Annotated in this window: 12 protein-coding genes; 10 read left to right on the top strand and 2 right to left on the bottom strand. The window is 64.5% G+C overall.

Annotated features, from left to right (window positions below; translation table 11 throughout):
* Together CI15_RS29810 and CI15_RS29805 are read right to left on the bottom strand one after the other, a co-directional pair.
* Entirely contained in the window at positions 1 to 1776 is a 1776-nt protein-coding gene (locus tag CI15_RS29810; RefSeq protein ID WP_241495984.1) for a ShlB/FhaC/HecB family hemolysin secretion/activation protein, read from the bottom strand.
* A 10-nt stretch (positions 1777 to 1786) separates the two neighbouring features.
* A complete protein-coding gene (locus CI15_RS29805) occupies positions 1787 to 3898 on the bottom strand; it encodes a CHAT domain-containing protein (RefSeq protein WP_062135509.1) in 2112 nt (703 codons plus the stop codon).
* A 328-nt stretch (positions 3899 to 4226) separates the two neighbouring features.
* Between CI15_RS29805 and tssJ the strand changes: the two genes are divergently transcribed.
* From tssJ to CI15_RS29755, 10 genes are all read left to right on the top strand, one after another.
* Positions 4227 to 4787: a type VI secretion system lipoprotein TssJ gene (tssJ, locus tag CI15_RS29800; RefSeq protein WP_241495983.1), complete on the top strand. Its 561-nt coding sequence runs from the start codon at positions 4227 to 4229 to the stop codon at positions 4785 to 4787.
* A 157-nt stretch (positions 4788 to 4944) separates the two neighbouring features.
* A complete protein-coding gene (tssK, locus tag CI15_RS29795) occupies positions 4945 to 6276 on the top strand; it encodes a type VI secretion system baseplate subunit TssK (protein ID WP_062135507.1) in 1332 nt (443 codons plus the stop codon).
* A 50-nt stretch (positions 6277 to 6326) separates the two neighbouring features.
* Positions 6327 to 7607: a DotU family type VI secretion system protein gene (locus CI15_RS29790; protein WP_241495982.1), complete on the top strand. Its 1281-nt coding sequence runs from the start codon at positions 6327 to 6329 to the stop codon at positions 7605 to 7607.
* Between the two features lie 32 nt (positions 7608 to 7639).
* Positions 7640 to 11263 carry a type VI secretion system membrane subunit TssM gene (tssM, locus tag CI15_RS29785; RefSeq protein WP_062135501.1) on the top strand — a complete coding sequence of 1208 codons (3624 nt, stop codon included), beginning with the start codon at positions 7640 to 7642 and terminating at the stop codon, positions 11261 to 11263.
* Positions 11260 to 12006, top strand: coding sequence for a type VI secretion system-associated protein TagF (gene tagF / locus CI15_RS29780; protein WP_062135498.1), 747 nt, complete (start codon positions 11260 to 11262; stop codon positions 12004 to 12006). The genes tssM and tagF overlap by 4 nt, the downstream gene beginning before the upstream one ends.
* Positions 12003 to 13892: a serine/threonine protein kinase gene (locus CI15_RS29775; protein ID WP_062135495.1), complete on the top strand. Its 1890-nt coding sequence runs from the start codon at positions 12003 to 12005 to the stop codon at positions 13890 to 13892. Before tagF ends, CI15_RS29775 begins: the two co-directional genes overlap by 4 nt.
* Before the next feature lie 70 nt (positions 13893 to 13962).
* Positions 13963 to 15750 carry a murein transglycosylase A gene (mltA, locus tag CI15_RS29770; RefSeq protein WP_062135490.1) on the top strand — a complete coding sequence of 596 codons (1788 nt, stop codon included), beginning with the start codon at positions 13963 to 13965 and terminating at the stop codon, positions 15748 to 15750.
* A 70-nt stretch (positions 15751 to 15820) separates the two neighbouring features.
* Positions 15821 to 16576: a hypothetical protein gene (locus CI15_RS35860; protein ID WP_075643801.1), complete on the top strand. Its 756-nt coding sequence runs from the start codon at positions 15821 to 15823 to the stop codon at positions 16574 to 16576.
* Positions 16577 to 16913: 337 nt separating this feature from the next.
* Positions 16914 to 17726, top strand: a complete 813-nt coding sequence (locus CI15_RS29760) for a hypothetical protein (RefSeq protein WP_062135484.1) — start codon at positions 16914 to 16916, stop codon at positions 17724 to 17726.
* A gap of 343 nt (positions 17727 to 18069) precedes the next feature.
* Positions 18070 to 18471: a DUF6232 family protein gene (locus CI15_RS29755; protein ID WP_062135481.1), complete on the top strand. Its 402-nt coding sequence runs from the start codon at positions 18070 to 18072 to the stop codon at positions 18469 to 18471.
* Positions 18472 to 18475 lie beyond the last annotated feature (4 nt).

Genomic DNA, 18475 nt, shown 5'->3' with positions numbered 1-18475 from the left:
TCAGAACGCCTTCGACAACTGCACATAGAGGCGTGGCAGCTTGTCGTCGCCCGTCGTGTCGGGTCGCGTCGTGCGCCAGGCGAGGCTCGCGTCGATGGTGACGCCGGCCGGTCCGACCCAGTAGAGTCCGAGGCCGGGCCCGCTGCGCGTGACGGTTTTGGCGCCCTGGCCCGAAATGTAGTCCGCGTTGGGACGCCCCACCCCGATATCGAAGAACATCGACAGCGTGAGCGCGGGAATCACGGCGTAGCGATACGACACCGTGCCGATCAATCCTTCGTCGACGATCGCTTCCGACGGCGAGTAAGCGCGCACCGCATGCGGACCGCCGAGGGCGATGCGCGACGAACTGTCGAGATTCCGGTTGGCCCACTGCCCCGAAATGCCGATAAACACGCTCGACTTCTCTGTCACTGCGTTCAACCGGTTCGCGAGCATCGTCATGCGCACGCTGTTGCCTTGCGTGTTGCGCCCGCCTGGCCCTTCGTCGAGCGCGCGGCCAAGTTCCGAATCGATATTCAGATGCGCGACCGAGAGCTCCACGTCCGCACTGTTGAAGCCCCCGCCGAGAAACGCATCGCGACTTTCATAGGACAGCCCGATACTCGCGAGCGAAAGCTTCTGCGGATTCTCGAAGCTGGCGATGCCGATCTTGTCGTTGAGCGAGCGATATTCGAGTGCACCGCGCAGCAGCAGGTTCTCGCTGCGCGAGCGGATCAGCGGATGCGAGATCGACGCGGTGACGACATCGGCGATGCCTTGCGCATTGAGCGCCGCGAACTCCTGACCGAGGTAGTAGTACAGATGCGAATACGCAACGCCCGCGCGGGTACCGTTGCTGTCGATCGGCATGTCATATCCAATGCGGCCGTACACCGTGTCGGCGCGTTCGGCGGCAAGCAGGTTCGCGTCAAGGTTATCGCCGCGCATCAGTGGCGACGCGAGCCGCCCGACCAGACCGACGCGTCCGGTGCCGGCTGGCGGAGCGCCATAGTTGTCCGCCGCGACGCCGAGTTCCCAGCGTCTTTCTGGCGAGAGGTTGATGGTCAGATCGACAGTGCCGGGCACGCTGCCCGCTTCGAGCGACGAAGTCACATGCACGCCGGGCAGGTCCGACAGCAGCAGCATCGTGCGTTCGAGGTCGCGCTGAAGCAGCGGCTTGCCCGGTTGGATCGCTGCAAGCCGCGCACGCACGAGGTCCTCGCGGATCGGCGTGCCCGGCGCCATCTCGAGGTTTACGCGGCCGATCCGGCCTTCGAGCACGGTGAAGGTCACGTCGCCGCTGGTCACGTCCTGCGGCGGAATCACGACCTGCGCGAGTGCATATCCACGCTCGTGATAGGCCTGCGCGAGACGCGCCGCCAACGCGTTCAGGTCATTGAGCGAAACTTGCTGGCCGATCTTGCCGCTCACGAGCGGCAACAGGATCTCGGATGACAGCGTATCGTTGCCCGTCAGATGGATGCTATGCAGTTCGAAGGTCTTGCCGTCGGGAATCGGCGGCGCCGCGGCGGGCGGCGCCGGAAGCGCTCCCGCGGCTCCGGTCGGTGGCGCGGACGGTTCCGGTCGCGCCTGCTGATTGAGCAGCGTTCCGGCATTCGGGAATTGTTGCGTGCCGACGCCGGGCGGCTGTTGCGCCCAGGCCGCGGTGCCCGTCGCGCAGGCCAGTGTCGCCAGCGTAATCGGCAGGCATCGTGCCGCGCACGTCAGCGCTCGACCTCGCGCAACGCGCCGACGCCCGATCGAACGGGGCTTGAGGGGCTGGGGCTGGTTCACGGCAGCGTTCTCAGTGCGCGACGGAGAGGCGCCAGCCACCCATCAGGTCGAAGGGGGCCCAGTAGAACGGGTGCGAGAACCTCTTGTCGGCGAGCACGGCAAGCTGCGCTTTGCGCATCGCGTCGATCGCTTCGTCCCCGCGTGTCAGCGACGCATAAAAAGTGTGCATGGTGAGCGCCGTCGATTCGTCCGATACCGGCCACATCGACACGATCAGCGCCGATGCGCCCGCATAGAAAAACGCCCGCGTGAAGCCCATGATTTCGTCGCCGCGTTCGACCCGCCCGAGCGCCGTCTCGCAAGCCGACAGCGTGACCAGTGCGACGGCGTCGAACTTGAGGTTATAGATATCCTCGGCGAGCAGGGAGTCGGGACCGTCGGCGGGTTGTGACGCGGGCGCCAGCAGAATGCGCGAATGCAGCGGATCGATGGTGTCGGCTTCCGCATGCGTCGCGACGTGCACGACGCGGCCGGTCGGCGCGTTGTCGCTGAAAGCGGTACGGGTCACCGCGCTGCGCAAAAACGTCTCTTCCTTGCCGAACAGCGGTGCGATGCTGCGCACTTCGGCCTCGGCGCCGGGCAGGTCGAACTCGGGTGCGATACGCGGATTGCCGAACGCGACGAGATTGCTCGCCACGCTTTGCTGCCGGTGCACGAGTTGCACGGCCACGCTCGCGGAAGGCGCAAGCGCAATCGGATGCCGCTCGATCAGGAAACCCTGGTCGTTGCGCAATGCCTGAAACGGCATGTAGTGCAGCGCCCCGTTGGGGACGATGATGAGCCGCTCGTTCGGCCGCAAGCCGAGCGGCTCGATCAGCAGCGTGTCGAGCCGTGTTCCGTAGGTAAGCGCCTGGGGACGTCCGCGAATGATCGCGTTGCGGAAATCGCTGACCGCCAGCGCCATGTCGTTGCGGGAGATCGGCAGGGTCATGCCTTTCAGACCATCTGCGCGCACGACCCACACGATCATCTCGCGCGGCAGGATGTGGAATTCGACGATCGCCTCGTCCTGCCGCAGCGTCGCGCGCACTTCGTCGAGCAATACCACACGACCGTTCAACTGCTGCGCATCGACGCCGACAGCGAGACGATTGCGCACCACGTCGAGCAGCGCACGTGCGCGACTGCGTTCGGATAAGGCCCACGCGGTCGCGTAATCGCCGTCTTCGACCACGAGGGCGATGGTTTCCTCGAACACGGTCTGCGTATCGGCAAACAGTCCCGTCTTGAACTCGTCGCTGCGAAAGCGCGCGCGGATCGTCTCGGAGTCGTCGAGCGCCTGCATCCAGGCCGCGCGTGCCTGCGCACGCTCGCCGAGCGCGAGATAGGCGCGGCCCATGCCCTCGTGCGCCCAGAGGTTCTCGTAGCTCGCGTCGCCGCCTTCGCTCTTGGTGAGCCCGGCTGCGAACGCGGCGAGCGCCTCCTGCGGCTTGCCCTCGGCGAGCAGAAGATTGCCCTCGATACGCCGATAGAACGGCGCAAGCACGGAATCGCGCGCCTCGTTCGCTTGCTCGAAGGTGGCTCGCGCGGCTGCGGGGTCGTTGGCTTCGATCTGCGCGTTGGTCAGCGACAGCAGCACGAGGGGGCGATAACGCGGCGACGCCGTGGCGAGCGCGGCGCGATATTCGCTGATCGCCGTGGCGGAATCCGACTTGCGCGCGGCGATGTCGCCCAGCACTTTGTGCACGGGCGCGAGGACCTGCACGGGATTGTTCACTCCGACCGCGAGCGCTTCGTTCGCATAGCGTTGCGCATCGTCGAGATCGCCCGCGTAGCTGTAGGCGATCGCAAGGTCGCGCTTCGACAGTGCGAGCAGATCCACGTTGTCGGTGCGTTGCGCGACCAGCAATGCACGTGACGCCGCCTCGATGCTTGCCCTGAATTCGCCGCGTTCCGCGGCCGCAACCGCCATGCTGCAATAGGCGTAGCCGTCGAGCTTGACCTGATCTCGTTCGAGCAGCAGGCGACCTTCCTTCGATAGTGACTGGATCGTTTCGGCGTCGCGCGCCCTGGCTTCCGCCTCTCTTGCAGCGGGCGTAAGCGGCACATCCTGGGACCACGCGACTGGGACAATGGCGAGCGCAGCAAGCACGCCGACGATCACGCGCAAACTCGCGACCATCGTGCACCCCGTCGTCGACGTGCATGAATGCAGGATGGCGGCAGGGGAACAGCGTCGAGCCACCCGGACAAGCTGGAAAGGACTCACGAGCATTTCCGTCGGAAATAGTGGAACGACAGCCGTCGGACATGCGCATGCCGCCCGGCCACGAGACACCGTATTTCCCAGCCGCCCGGATTCGACCGTGCTGCTGTTCCGATAGACGAATCAGTTGGCCAAATTTAAAAATCCCGTCCACCGATTCGTCTCCTAGCCAAACCTGTCACGACGTATACGAACGACTCGAAGCTCGTGGCCCTGCGTGTCTGAGATGTTCGAGGTCCGCCAAATGTCCCTGAACATCGACCGCGTATTGGCGGATCTGACCGGGACGGAAAACGCCATGCCAAGTGTTGATTCGACTGCCGGCCGCCGTGCACGAACATCGCGCCTCTTCGCGCTGACGCCGATGCTCATGCTGATGCTCATGCTGAGCGTGGCGTGCAAGTCCCCGTCGCCGCCGCCGCCAACCATCGTCAAGATCAGCGTCGTCGTGCATGCCTCCGCGAATCCCGATAGCAGCGGACGTCCGTCACCGGTTCTGGTGCGAGTCTATGAACTGAAATCGACTGCCGCATTCGACAGCGCCGATTTCTTCACGCTGTACGGCAAGGATCAGGCGACGCTCGGCGCCGATCTGAACGCCAGGAACGAGTTCCTGCTGCGCCCCGGTGAAAGCCGGAGCGTCGAACTGACCGTCCAGCAAGGCACGAAATTCATTGGGGTCGTCGCGGCGTATCGCGACATTGAACGCACGCGCTGGCGCGCCACTGCTGTGGTGCCGCTGAACCGGACGACGCCGTTCGCCGTTAAGGTCGGCGCCGCTGACGTAGTGATCGGGCCGCCTTGAGTACCATCAGGCGGCGCCATCGAGCGGCACCATCAAGGGCCATCAAGGGCAGCGGCTGGCGGACCGCGCAGCACGCGCGCTTGCAAATTTCGTGCGGATCAATCGTTTTTAAGGATGGGCGCGCCGTGCGAGGCGTTGCCTGCCACTACGAGCCATCATGACCTGGCACCAACGAATGATCTGGTCCGAGGGGTTGTTCCTCGAACCCCAGCATTTTCAGCAGCACGACCGCTTCGTCGAACATCTGGTCCGCTCGCATGGCCGGGCGACCGAAGCGTGGTCGTGGGGCTGGGTCGCCTACGCGCTCGACGAAGTCGCGCTAAGTCTCGGCAAAATTGCGTTGACATCGGCGTTCGGCGTGCTGCCCGACGGCACGTCGTTCTCGTTTCCCGACGAAGCGCCCGCGCCGCCGTCGCTCGATATCCCCGCCAGCACGCGCGACGAAGTGGTGCTGCTCGCGTTGCCGCTCGCGCGCAACGGCGCGAAGGAAGTCGACGTGGAAGGCGGTCCCGCCGACGGCCTGCGCTATGTGGCAGCCGATACCACCGCGGTCGACATCACCACGAGCACCGACCGCGTCGCCGAGATGCGCGTCGGCATGCCGAATCTGCGTCTCATGCTCGCGCACGAGGCCACCGATGCCTATGCCACGATCGGCATCGCCCGCGTCGCCGAACGGCGCGCGGATAATCACGTGCTGCTCGACGCCCGCTACATTCCGCCGATGCTCCATGCGCTCGCACAGCCGCGCCTGCTCGGCTACGTGCAGGAACTCACGGGCCTCGTGCATCAGCATGCCGAGCGGCTCGCCGCGCGTCTGTCCAAGCCGGGACGCGGCGGCGTCGCCGAAGTCGCCGGCTTCCTGCTGCTGCAAACCTTGAACCGCTTCGAACCGCAGTTCGCACACCTGCTGAACGTGCCGCTGCTGCACCCCGAGCGGGCCTATCAGCTCTGCCTCGCGCTCGCGGGCGACCTCGCCACCTTCGACGAACGCCGCCGCGCGCTCGCTTTCCCGCCGTATCGCCATGACGATCTCGAAGCGTCGTTCGAGCCGGTGATGCGGGAATTGCGGCAGCTTCTTTCGCAGGTGCCCGAACCGGACGCCATCGCGATCGAGTTGCAGCTGCACAAGTCCGGCGTGCGCGTGGCGACCATCAACGATCTCGAACTCGTGAAGAAAGCCGGCTTCGTGCTCGCGGTCAACGCGCAGATGCCGGGAGAAGCGCTGCGCGTGCGCTTCCCGACCCAGGCCAAGCTCGCGCCCGCCGACCGTCTTCGCGATCTCGTCAATCTCGCGATGCCCGGCATCGGCCTGCGGGCGATGCCAGTGGCGCCCCGGCAAATTCCGTTTCACGCGGGCTTCAGCTATTTCGAGCTCGATCGCGGCTGCGATCTGTGGAAGGAACTCGAACAGACGGGCAACCTGGCGATGTATATCGCCGGTGAGTTTCCCGGGATCGAACTGGAATTCTGGGCGATTCGCCAGTGACCGCCATGACGAGCGACGATCCGTTTGCAGGCTTTGAGTCCGATCAGACCATGATCAAGCCGAACCCGGGCGCGCGACGCCGTCCCGACGGTGCCGGCATGGCTTTCCCTGGCGAGGCGGGCGACACCTCCGCGAGCGGCGGCGCGGAACCCACGCTCGACGCCGTGTTCGCCGCGTCCGTGCAAGGCGGCTCGGCGAATCCGCTGATCGCCGCGTGCGCACCACTGCTGCGCGTGGCCGCACAGATTCGCGCGATGACCTCGTGCGCCGACTCCACCGCGCTGCGCGACGCGCTCGCACGCGGCATCCGGCGCTTCGAGGCACAGGCGCGCGCAAGCGGCGTCGTCACGGAGCATGTCACGGCGGCGCGCTACATCCTCTGCACGATGCTCGACGAGGCGGCATCAGGCACACCGTGGGGTGCGGGCGTGTGGGCGCGCCAGAGTCTTCTGGTGACGTTTCACAACGAAAACTGGGGCGGCGAGAAGGTGTTCCAGTTGCTCGCTCGGCTCGCCCAGAAACCCGCGCAATACCTGCAACTGCTCGAACTGATCAGCGTCGTGCTGGCGCTCGGCTTCGAGGGCCGCTATCGGATTTCCGGCGAAGGCCGCCAGAAACTCGATGCGGTGCGTGAACGTCTCCACCAGTTGATCCGCAACGAGCGCGGCGAACCGGAGCGTGCGCTGTCGCCTCATTGGCGCGGCGTCGCGGCGACGCGCAAACGGGTCACCGAGATGCTGCCGGTCTGGGTTGTCGGCGCCTTCGCGCTGCTGGTGCTCGCCGTCGCGTATCTGGCGATGAGCTTCAGCCTCGGGCGTCTGTCGGACCCCGCGTTCGATACGATCGCATCGATCCGCGCTGGCGCGACCCGTCCCATCGTCATTGCGCCGGCCGCGAAACCAAGGCTGGCGGAGTTCCTCGCACCGGAAATCCGCGACGGTCTCGTGACGGTCAGCGATCAGGTCGATCGCTCGGTCATCACGATTCATGGCGACGGCATTTTCAAGGCCGGCAGCGCGGCCGTCTCCGACCGGGTGAAGCCGCTGATCCAGCGCATCGCAGCGGCGCTCAATGCCGTGCCCGGCAACGTGCTCGTCACGGGCCACACGGACGATCAGCCGATTCGCTCGGCGCGCTATCCGTCGAACTGGGAGCTCTCGCAGGACCGCGCGGCGAACGTGCGTGACCTGCTCGCGGCGAGCGTCGCGCCCGCCCGGCTGAAAGCCGAGGGCAAGGGCGACGCCGACCCGCTCGCGCCGAACGACACGCCGGCCGGCCGCGCGCTGAACCGGCGCGTGGAAGTCACGCTATTCGCGAGGCCTGGCGCGTAAGCCGGCCATCGCCCACGACAGCGGACCACGACATGAAGAAAATCCTGTCGATCGTGTTCCATCCGATCCTGCTGCTGATCGTGGGCCTGTTGCTGATCGCGGCCGTGATCTGGCTCTTCGGTCCGCTCGTGTCGATCGCTCACACCTACCCGCTCGAATCGGAGACCGCGCGATTCATCGCGATCGGCTGTGTGGCGCTGCTTCTGATCTTGCGGCGACTGCTCGCGGCGTGGCGCGCCAAACGTACCCAGGCCGCGCTCGCCGACGGGCTCGCCGTGCACGCCGCACCTGCTGCGCAGGCGCCAACCGCGCCCGGCGATGCCGAGGTCGCGACACTGAACGAACGCTTTGCCGAAGCGTTGTCGATCCTGCGCGAAGCGCACGTCACGGCGGCAGGCGGCAAACCCGGCTGGCGGGAGTGGCTGGCGCTGTCGTCCCGACAATATCTGTATCAGCTGCCTTGGTATATGTTCATCGGCGCGCCCGGCTCGGGCAAGACCACGGCATTGATCCAGTCGGGCCTGCGCTTTCCGCTCGCGGACCGTTTCGGGACCGACCGGATCAGGGGTGTCGGCGGCACACGGAATTGCGACTGGTGGTTTACCGAGGAGGCCGTGTTGATCGACACGGCCGGCCGCTATACGACGCACGAGAGCGATCGCGATGCGGACCGCGCCGCGTGGCAGGGGTTTCTGGCTCTGCTCAAAAAGACGCGCCCCCGCCAGCCGATCAACGGCGTGCTGCTCACGGTGAGCGTGTCCGACCTGCTTGCTTCGACACCCGCGAGCATGGAGGAAATGGGTGCCGCGATGCGCGCGCGCGTTCACGAGTTGACCGAGCAATTCGGCGCACGCTTTCCGATCTACGTGCTGGTGACCAAGACTGATCTGCTCGCCGGCTTCACCGAGTTTTTCGCCGACATGACCCGAGAGGAGCGCGCGCAGGTCTTCGGCTTCACGCTGCCGTATCAACCCGGTGCCACCGATGCGGCAAAGACCTTCGATGCGCGCATCGCCGAGGAACTCGACGCGCTGGAAGCGCGGCTCGTCGCGCGCATGCCCGAGAGGCTTCACGCGGAAACGGGCCTGCCGCAGCGCGCGGCCATCTTCGGCTTTCCGCCACAGTTTGCGGCGCTCAAGCCGGTCCTCACGGAGTTCCTGCGTGCGACCTTCGTGCAGTCGCGTCACGACGATGCGCCGTTCGTGCGCGGCGTCTACTTCACGAGCGGCACGCAGGAAGGCACGCCGATCGACCGTGTGATGGGATCGATTGCGCGCGCGTTCGGTGTCGAACGCAGCGTGCCGTCGCCGCGCCAGGCGAGCGGGCGCAGCTTCTTCATCGAGAAACTGCTCGGTGAGGTCGTGTTTGCCGAGCAGGGGCTCGCCGGTTCGAATCTCAAGTGGGCAAGGCGACGGCATCTGCGGCGGCTAGCCGCGTATGCCGTCATCACGGTCGCCGCGGTCGGCGTGCTGACGCTGTGGGGCATGAGTTACCTGCGCAATCGCGCCTATGTGGCCAGCGTCGATCAGGCGGCGCGCGCGGCGCAAGCCAACGCTGCGGGCACGACCTCCGCGAATGCGAGCCTGGTGGCGCTGCTGCCCCTGCTTTCCTCGGTGCGCAATCTTGCAACGACCGCGCAGGTCGATGCGCAGCGTCCGCCCCTCTCGATGCAATGGGGTCTCTGGCAAGGACGCAAGCTCGACGCCGCATCCGAACAAGCCTATCAGCGTCTGTTGAACGATCTGTTCTTGCCCAAGCTCGCGGCACGGATCGAGGAGCAGGCGCGCAGCGCCAATGCGGCCAACACCGGGTACGCGTACGAAGCGTTGAAGGCCTATCTGATGCTCAACCAGCCCGAGCATCAGGATGCCGATGCCCTCAAGGCCTGGATCGTGACCGACTGGGATCGTACGCTGCCTCGCGAGGTCAGCATCGAACAGCGTGCCCAGTTGCAGGCCCATCTCGACGCGCTGCTCGCGCGCGGCGCAGTGCATTCGAACCTGCCTTTCGATGAAAGCCTCGTCAGGCAATTGCGCACCATGCTCGCGTCGAATCCGCTCGCCCAGCGGGTCTACGGACGCCTGCGGCAGCAGGGAGTCGGCGCGGACTATCCCGAGTTCACGGTGGCGCGCGCGGGCGGCCCGAACGCGTCGATCGTGTTCGTCCGCGCCAGCGGCGCGCCGCTCACGCAAGGCGTACCCGGCCTCTACTCGTTCGACGGCTACCACCAGGCGTTCCTCAAGGCGATCGATCAGGTCGCCGTGCAACTGGCGTCCGAAGAGCCATGGGTGCTCGGCATTCGCGACCAGAGTGGCCTGCCGCGCGGCGATCCGGCCACGATGCAACGCCTGATCGAAGACGTGCGTCTGCTCTACCTGCAGGATTACGCGCGCATCTGGAGCGCGTTTCTCGATGACATCCGCATTGTCCGGGCGACGAGCCTCACCCAGGCCGTGCAGATCGCGCGCATCCTCTCAGCGCCGGATTCGCCGCTCGCCGCGCTCGCGCGCGCCGCCTCTCGCGAAACCACGCTCGGCGCCAAGCCCGAAGGCGAAGCGAACGTGGTCGACAAGGCCAACGACAAGCTCAGCGCCGCGCGCGACAAGCTGCTGAAGATCATCGGCGAGTCCGACCCGACGAAGATCGCTCCAGTGGCTTCCGGCAACCGCCTGGAGAGCATCGTCGACGACCGCTTCATCGGCCTGCGTGCGTTGGTGACGAGCCCCGGGGAGGGGCAGCCGGCGCCCATCACACAGACCATCGGGCTCATCAACGATATGTATGTGTACCTGAATACCACCGACCAGGCATTGCAGCAGAAAACCGCGCCACCCGCGTCCGACGTGCCGTCAAAGCTGCGGGCCCAGGCCGAGCGCATGCCCGAACCGATCCGCGCGGCGCTCGTGGATCTCGGTAGCGCAGGCGCGGTCGAGTCTCAGGACGCGCGGCGCGCGAACCTCTCCGCCGATCTGAAAGAATCGATCTCCGCATTCTGCAATCGCGCCGTGACGGGACGCTATCCGTTCAAGCAATCGTCGGCCAGCGACGTGCTTCCCGAAGACTTCGGCGCGCTCTTCGCACCCGGCGGCAAATTCGACGATTTCTTCCAGAAGCACCTCGCGGCCGAGGTCGATATGTCCACCAAGCCGTGGGCCTTCAAGAAGGTCGACGATTCGCAGGCGCAGATCAGTCCGGCCGGCCTCGCGCAGTTCGAGCGAGCCGCAACGATCCGCGACGTGTTCTTTCACGGCGGCGGCAAGGCGGCGTCGCTGACGCTGCAGTTCAAGCCGGTCGAGATGGACACATCGATCCTGCAGTTCTCGCTCGACGTGGACGGTCAGGTGCTGACGTACGCACATGGCCCGCAGGTTGCGACGACGATTCAGTGGCCCGGCACGCGCGGCAGTGGACGCGTGAGCCTGCAACTTACGCCACCGCCGACGAGCGGCGCAGGCAACCTCATGTTCGAAGGACCATGGGCGCTGTTTCGCATGTTCGACCAACTGGACATCGAACCCACGTCGCAACCGGAGCGCTTCTTCGTGACCTTCAATGTCGAAGGCCGCAAGGCGCGCTTCGAGGTCACCGCGAATAGCGTGGAGAATCCGTTCCGGCTTGCGGACCTGCGCGCATTCTCCTGTCCGGCGCAGCTATGAACGACCCGCTTGAACCCGAGCCCTCACCGGCAAATGTTGCCGATGCCGCCGTCGCGGGCTGGTACGGCAAGCTGCCCTCGCTCGGCGACTTCGCCACGCGGCGCCTCTCGAGTGTATTCGTCAAGGCGTGGGACACGTGGCTTTGCGAACGTATCGCCGAAACGAAATTGCGGCTAGGCGAGCGCTGGCTCTCCGTGTATCTGACCTGCCCCGTCTGGCACTTCTTCGCGATGCCCGGCGCGATCGCCCCCGAACTGCGTGAGTGCTGGACCGGCGTACTGATGGCATCGGTCGATCGCGTCGGGCGGCATTTCCCGCTTACGATCGCGGCGCCCCTGGCTGGTGCGCCCGCGCTCCGCAGCGAGGTTGACGAGATCTGGCGATGGCTCGGCGGGATCGAGGAAGTGGCGCTCGCCGCACTCGATTTCGACTACTCGATCGAGCAGTTCGATGCGCAACTCGCCGGCTTGCCGGTGCCCACCGTGCCGTGCCGCGAACCGCAGCCGGTGTTCGGCACGCCGTGGAGCGCGTCGTCTTGCGCGGAGTTTTGCGGGCAACTGGCCACGGAAATCGCGCCGCTCTGGCAAGCGGGCATCGAGAGCACGAGCCTCTGGTGCATCGAGCAACGCGCGCCAGCAGAGCCGAGTGTCGAACCGGTGGAGCGCAAATTCACGATCTGGCCAACCCGTGCCATGCCGGACGACGCGCTCTTCACCAACATGCTGCTGAGTCACGAACCATGACCGAGCCTGGCGAAGTCCCTGACCCAGCCGGCCAGGCGCCACCTGAGAGTGACCGGACGGTCATCGTCAGCGCGGCGCGAGGCAGCGCGAATCCATCTTCCGCGGCGACATCGACGGCGGCTGCAGGCGGGCACAACACCTTGCCGCCCGGCACGCGACTCGGTGAATTCGAAATCGCCGGCCTGATCGGGGAAGGCGGCTTCGGCATCGTCTATCTCGCGTTCGACACCTCGCTCGGCCGGCACGTCGCGCTCAAGGAGTACATGCCGTCGGCACTCGCATCGCGTGTGAGCGCCACCGAGGTGCGGGTGAAATCCGAGCGGCACGAAGGCACTTTTCGCGCAGGTTTGAAGAGCTTCATTAACGAAGCGCGCATCCTCGCACAATTCGATCATCACTCGCTCGTCAAGGTGTATCGCTTTTGGGAAGCGAATGGCACGGCGTACATGGTGATGCCGTACTACAAGGGCGAAACGCTCAAGGACACGCTCAAGGCGATGGGCAAACCGCCCGACGAGCGCTGGCTGAAGAACCTTCTCGCGCCCCTGCTCGATGCGCTGACGGTACTGCACGCGGCGAACTGCTATCACCGCGACATTGCGCCGGACAACATCATCCTGCTCGAAGGCAGCGAGCGTCCCGTGCTGCTGGATTTCGGCGCGGCACGGCGCGTCATTGGCGATATGACGCAGGCGCTCACGGTGATCCTCAAGCCGGGCTATGCGCCGATCGAACAGTACGCCGAAGTGCCGTCGCTCAAACAAGGTGCGTGGAGCGATCAGTATGCGCTCGCGGCGCTCGTGTACTTCGCGATCACCGGCAGGACCCCGCCGCCTTCGGTCGGCCGCATGGTGAGCGACAACTACCAACCGCTCGTCAAGCTCGCGGCCGGGCGGTACTCGGAGCGTTTTTTGCGGGCCGTCGATCACGCGCTCGCGGTAATGCCCGCCGACCGTCCGCAGACCGCGCGCGAGTTCGCCGCGGAACTCGGCATCGCGCCCGAAGGATCGCCGCAGCATACCGGGCGGCCGCCGGAACGCGGCGACGGGGGATCGCGCTCGCGTGACGATGTGACGATCGTTTCGTCGAAACGGCGTGCCGTGTGGCTCGGCGTGGGTGTGGTGGTGTTCGCGGCTGCGGGCGTGGGGACGTGGTTGATGTCTGGACGTGCGCCGGGCTCTGGCCGTGGCGCCGCGCAATCCGCAGCGGTGCCCAGCGCGTCGAGCCTGACCGTGCCGGCTGTGCCGAAAGCCGCGGCGCCTCGTCAAGTCGAGCCGCCGCCGGCGACCGGCGCGGCGGCGAACCCATCGGCGTCGTCCGATACGTCGCAACATGATTCATCACTACCGCCGCTGCCGCCCTTCACCGCGCCTGGCGAACTCGCCCGCGTCGCGGCTCTCGGCGCCAGCGGCGTCCAGATCACTGTCGATCTCCCGGTGCCACGCGCAGTCATCAATCGCGACAAGCTGCGCTTCTCGCTGACGAGTAACCGCGCGGGATACGTTTATGTGTTTGTGGTCGACCCCGCCGGTCAGTACCTGCAGCTCTTTCCCAACGAACTCGACCACGACAACCAGATCGCCCCCGGCAAGCGGCTCGTTCTGCCGCGCCCGAGCTGGCAGATGCTCGCGGGAGATCCGCCAGGGGATAACCATTTCCTTGCGATCGTCTCGCTCGCGCCGCGCGACTTTTCCGCGCTTGGCATGACGCACGATTCAGTGTTTGCGAGCCTGCCACACTCCGCTCAGGAAGCCGCCGCCGAGAAGCGCACCCCAACCTCATCGCCGTTCGCCGGCACGGCGCAATGCAGCGAAGGCAACTCGCCATGCCCGCAACAGTTTGGCGCGATCACCTTCAAAATCGATGCGGTGAGATCGTCTAAGTAGGCGGGACTGTCTCAGGTGCAGGCGCGGCCCGCCCGGGCACCAAACGGATCGCTGCAGGACGAGGACAATCATGGTTACCACACGGACCTGCCATGCCACACTCGTCGGCCTGGTGTGCGCCGCCCTGATTGGCTGCGGCACCGAGCCGGCGCAGATCTCCGGGCAGCCCGTACCGGGCGCCGCCGCGAACACAACGCAACTGGCGCCCGCCGTCGGCACCGACGCGGGCGTCGCCTACCCACTCGCGAGTTCCCCGTCATCGGCCCTTGCGGGCACCGCATCGGTCTTCGCGACCCGTAACGCCGTCTATCAACCCGTGCGTTTCAGCGACTTGCCAGGCTGGCGCAACGATGACGTCGAGCAGTCGTGGGAGGCGTTCAAGCGCAGTTGCGCCGCGCTCGCCAGCAAGCCAGGGTGGTCGGCGCCCTGCACGGCCGCGCGCAGCGTCGATGCACGCAACGCCGCATCGGTGCGGCGCTTCTTCGAGGAGAATTTCACCGTCTATCAAATCCTCAACGTCGACAGGAGCGCGAACGGCTTGCTCACCGGCTACTACGAACCGACACTCAACGGCAGCCGAAAGCGTGAGGGCTCCTACGTGTACCCGGTGTATGGCGTGCCGCGCGATATGCTGTTTCTCGATCAGCGACGTCTGCCGCCGAACGCCCGGGACTCGGCGATCGCCGCACGCATCGAAGAACGCAACGTCATTCCGCTCTCCTCAATGTCGAGCGGCAATCTGAAAGGCGTCTATGCGCTGGAATTAGGCAACAGCGTTCCCGACATTCGCGACAAGAAGCTTCGCCTGCGGCTAGCAGGCAATCGCATCGTGCCGTACTATTCGCGCGCCGAGATCGAGCGTGCTCACTTGAACGCGCCGGTCCTCGCGTATGTCGACGACCCCGCGATGCTCTATTCGATGCAGCTGCAGGGGGCCGGACGAATCCGCTTGCCTGACGGGTCGATTTTGCGCCTCTCCTATGCCGAGCAGAACGGCTTCGCGTTCAATCCTCCCCTGGCGAGCGCGAGCACGAAGGGACGGAAGATTCTCGTACGCGGCGTCGAGATCGACATGGAAGAAGGCGAGCTGAATGCGCAGGCGTCGGGAAGTGGCAGCGCCCCAATGGACGATGTGCCGCAATCGCCGCTGCTACGCAACGGGGGGCCAGGCGGGAGCCCGAACGCCGCCGGAACGGACGGCACAGGCGATGGTGCAGCCGATAGTGGACCGGCCTCGCCGCTTCTGCGCGGCTTCAACCTCATCAATGGGGCCGCGCCCGCGGTCCACCCTGAGCGTGCGAGCATGCCTGGCAGGACGGGCCAGCCGAAAGCCCCGCAGGTCCAGCAAGGCGCGCAAGTCCCGCCGGACGGTGGCAGTAGTCAGGCACTATCCGGCAAGCCCATCGACTATCTGTTCGCAACCTCGGATCCGAGCTACGTCTTTTTCAAAACGATTCCGGATTCGACGAACGGTCCCATCGGCGCGCTTGGAGTGCCACTCTCGGCTGGCCGGTCGGCCGCGATCGATCCACGCACGACGCCGCTCGGCGCACCCGTGTTCGTCAGCACTTCAGAAGCGACGCCAGCCGGTCCGCCGATCACGCGCCTCATGATGGCCCAGGATGCAGGCGGGGCGATCCGTGGGCCCGTGCGCGTCGACTACTTTTTTGGCTCCGGGCCTCAGGCACAGGTGCAGGCCAGCAAAACCCGGCAACCCGCACAAATGTGGGTGTTGCTACCCAACGGACTCAAGATCGCCGCCAAGGACTCACGTGTACGCGTGCGCGGCGCAGCGGTTGCAACAACGCTCGATTGTGTCGTGAGCGACCCCGACCTGTGCGTCGAAAACGGCCAGTAGTGCCGCGCGTAGGCGATGGGTCGCGCAGGTCTGTCCTTTCACGCGTGTGAATTTGTGAGCCCACTTTTGTATGGGTCAACAGAATGTCCTGATTGCCGTGCCGACCTCCCGCGACGAGGTGCATGTCAACTTTGCTTTCTCGCTCGTCGACACGACGCGAGCCCTGTCTGAAGCAGGCGCGCAATATCGGCTAATGCATGTTGGCTCATCTCACATCACCCGTGCTCGGAATCTTTTCGCCAACTATTTTATGGACCACGGGCAATTCACTCACTTGCTATTTCTCGACGCCGACATGCACTTCCCGGCGCACGCCATAATGAAACTTCTGATAGCTAACCGAAGCGTCGCGGGAGTGGCATATCCCTACCGGCGCGTCGATCTGAACCGGCGCATCGCACCGGCGGACAGCGGCCTCTCGATGCGTGACTGGCTGGAAAAGCACGCCGACTATACCGTGCAGGTCAAAAGCAATCAGGACGGCAGCGCTCAGGTCGTCGACGGCTTTGTCGAAGCCGAACATATCGGCACTGGCATTCTGCTCGTGCAGCGCGATGCATTCGAGGCGGCGCGGCCTTTCGCTACCCGTTTCGGACCGCCGGAGCAATACAGGTCAGTCCTCCCCAGCGGCAACTTTTATGGCTTCTTCGATTCGATCGAGGAACACGGCGCGTATCTTTCGGAGGATCTTTCCTTCTGCCGTCGCGCACGTCTTGGCGGTTGCGCCATTTGGGCGCTAGTCGATCAGACCGTAGTGCACTATGGTGCATCGGAAGTGGCCGGCCAATACTTGCGGGCGCTGACCTTGCGCGGCAATGTCGGTTAGATATCGGCGAATTGCGCCGGCGCGGTTTGCCCGCTGAACTTTCACCAGGACGTTGCAAAAAGATCCGAAGTCGATCCCAGCCCGAACGCGTGGCGAATCACCGTAGCGTTGCGCCATTTGCACGCTTCATCGACGCCGCTGTACACGCCTACGCGTCGATCAGCGCATCGAAATCAATATAGCGTTTCTTAAGCAGACCCTCCGACCGATCGGTCGCGAACCTCTTTTGCATTCGCGCAACTCTTTTTGAAACTATCCGCTGATTGATCTAGAAAAAGCCGTCTCTTACGACAATACTTCTCTCACAACATCCACGAAACTTCCGAGGAGACTTGCTATGGAAATAACAGCAAGAAACGCGACAAGTCGAGGACAGGAGGCGTCCATTCTTCCGGATTTGTGGCGAAGACGAATGCATCTTACGGGCGAAGAAATGGCCACGATGTACAGCCTTGTGATCGGCGCACTACGCCCATATCACCCGCTTGAATTGCAATCGCTCAGAGAAGACAAGGAAGAACTCGTTGCGCAATTCATCTTTACCAAAGTGCTTCGGCTCGAACCCGGCCATAACTATTCGAACGCCTGCCCCGAAAGCGCACCTTCAAGTAATTATGCAGTCTGCGCATACTTCCGGCGCTATTTGATCGATTGCCTGCGAAGCGCCAGCCACCAGCACGACGTGTCCATCGAGGTGGAAGGAATTGGGCAGGAGGTCGATCAACACGCGCAGGCGCTTGACGACCCGGTTCAATCAGTATTGATGCAATACGGACTCGACGAACCATGTGTGCGTCGTCTTGCGCGGGAATTCATCAATAGCCTTGATCATCACGAGAGAGTCGTGCTGGCAGGTTCGCTGGGATGGGGTTCCGGTCTCAAGGGTGGGCTATCGGGAATAGCGGAGCGTCATCGCGTGCCTTCCTATCACTATCGAGCGGTGAAGCTTGGTGTCACGCTCAAAAAGTCCGCACGCCCAGCGGATTTTGCGGCAACCAAGATTGGTCGATGGTTGACCGAAGTGGTCGGAATCACGATAGCACCGGAGAATCGGACCGTTATTTTGCTGATCCTCAGTTTGCTTGGCGCTGAGTCGAACGAACAGAGCTGCTTTGAGTGGGTTGCGGAAGATTGCGCTTGCGGCGAGTGAAGGAGGTGATCTACCAATAGCGATCAAACCAAGCCGTCGAGGCTAACTGCGGATTTCATATCCAGGACGGCATGTCTATGCATGCTCTGTTTTTGACGTGCTCCGGCTCTAGAACACCTTTGATGTCGTTCGTTAATATTGAAATATTCGACCGGGTTAAAAGTATCTCGTCGTGTCGCAGCCGTCATGCAAGTTCTGGATGGTGACTACAGCATCCATGACTTGCTGCATGCCGATCCACTGGTGATGTGATCATCCGTATCGGCTGGTTGAGTGTTGAAGTCTTTTTCGGATTTGAAAAAGTCTGCTACGCTGCGCCCTTCACCACCCTCGCATTGAACCGATGGAAACCCCTTTCAACGATCGCGGCGTGTCGGTCACGCGCAACGCCCTCTCGTCCGCGGGTCAGGTCTTCCCGCTTCGCGACATCGTCGACGTGCAGGTCGTCACCGTGCAGAAGAACAGGGTTGTGCCGCTCACGATCTCGGTGGCCGGGTTGATCGGCGCGATCGTCGGCGGCGTGCTGCAGTCGGCGCCGGGAATCGTATGCGGGGTCATGCTGATCGTGGTCGGTTGGCTCACCTGGGTGAGCCAGGACGTCACGCATCGGCTGATGGTCAAGACGGCCGACGGCGAGCGCGAGGCGCTGATGAGCACGGACCGCGAGTTCGTCGCACGCGTCGGCGAGGCCGTGCATCGGGCGAAGGCGGCAGCCGCGGCTGCGGCAGCCGCGCCCAAGGTTTAACCCC

Origin of the sequence: Paraburkholderia monticola (genome assembly GCF_001580545.1) — a bacterium.
GTDB classification, from domain to species: domain Bacteria; phylum Pseudomonadota; class Gammaproteobacteria; order Burkholderiales; family Burkholderiaceae; genus Paraburkholderia; species Paraburkholderia monticola.
The sequence above is the reverse complement of the archived record's forward strand: the minus strand, read 5'-3'. Positions and strand labels throughout refer to the sequence as shown.

What these genes read in the sequence shown, in the direction of transcription:
- CI15_RS29805 (WP_062135509.1), bottom strand. Translation starts at nt 3,898, where the DNA reads ATGGTCGCGAGTTTGCGCGTGATCGTCGGCGTGCTTGCTGCGCTCGCC.
- tssJ (WP_241495983.1), top strand. Translation starts at nt 4,227, where the DNA reads ATGTCCCTGAACATCGACCGCGTATTGGCGGATCTGACCGGGACGGAA.
- tssK (WP_062135507.1), top strand. Translation starts at nt 4,945, where the DNA reads ATGACCTGGCACCAACGAATGATCTGGTCCGAGGGGTTGTTCCTCGAA.
- CI15_RS29790 (WP_241495982.1), top strand. Translation starts at nt 6,327, where the DNA reads ATGATCAAGCCGAACCCGGGCGCGCGACGCCGTCCCGACGGTGCCGGC.
- tssM (WP_062135501.1), top strand. Translation starts at nt 7,640, where the DNA reads ATGAAGAAAATCCTGTCGATCGTGTTCCATCCGATCCTGCTGCTGATC.
- tagF (WP_062135498.1), top strand. Translation starts at nt 11,260, where the DNA reads ATGAACGACCCGCTTGAACCCGAGCCCTCACCGGCAAATGTTGCCGAT.
- CI15_RS29775 (WP_062135495.1), top strand. Translation starts at nt 12,003, where the DNA reads ATGACCGAGCCTGGCGAAGTCCCTGACCCAGCCGGCCAGGCGCCACCT.
- mltA (WP_062135490.1), top strand. Translation starts at nt 13,963, where the DNA reads ATGGTTACCACACGGACCTGCCATGCCACACTCGTCGGCCTGGTGTGC.
- CI15_RS35860 (WP_075643801.1), top strand. Translation starts at nt 15,821, where the DNA reads ATGGGTCAACAGAATGTCCTGATTGCCGTGCCGACCTCCCGCGACGAG.
- CI15_RS29760 (WP_062135484.1), top strand. Translation starts at nt 16,914, where the DNA reads ATGGAAATAACAGCAAGAAACGCGACAAGTCGAGGACAGGAGGCGTCC.
- CI15_RS29755 (WP_062135481.1), top strand. Translation starts at nt 18,070, where the DNA reads ATGGAAACCCCTTTCAACGATCGCGGCGTGTCGGTCACGCGCAACGCC.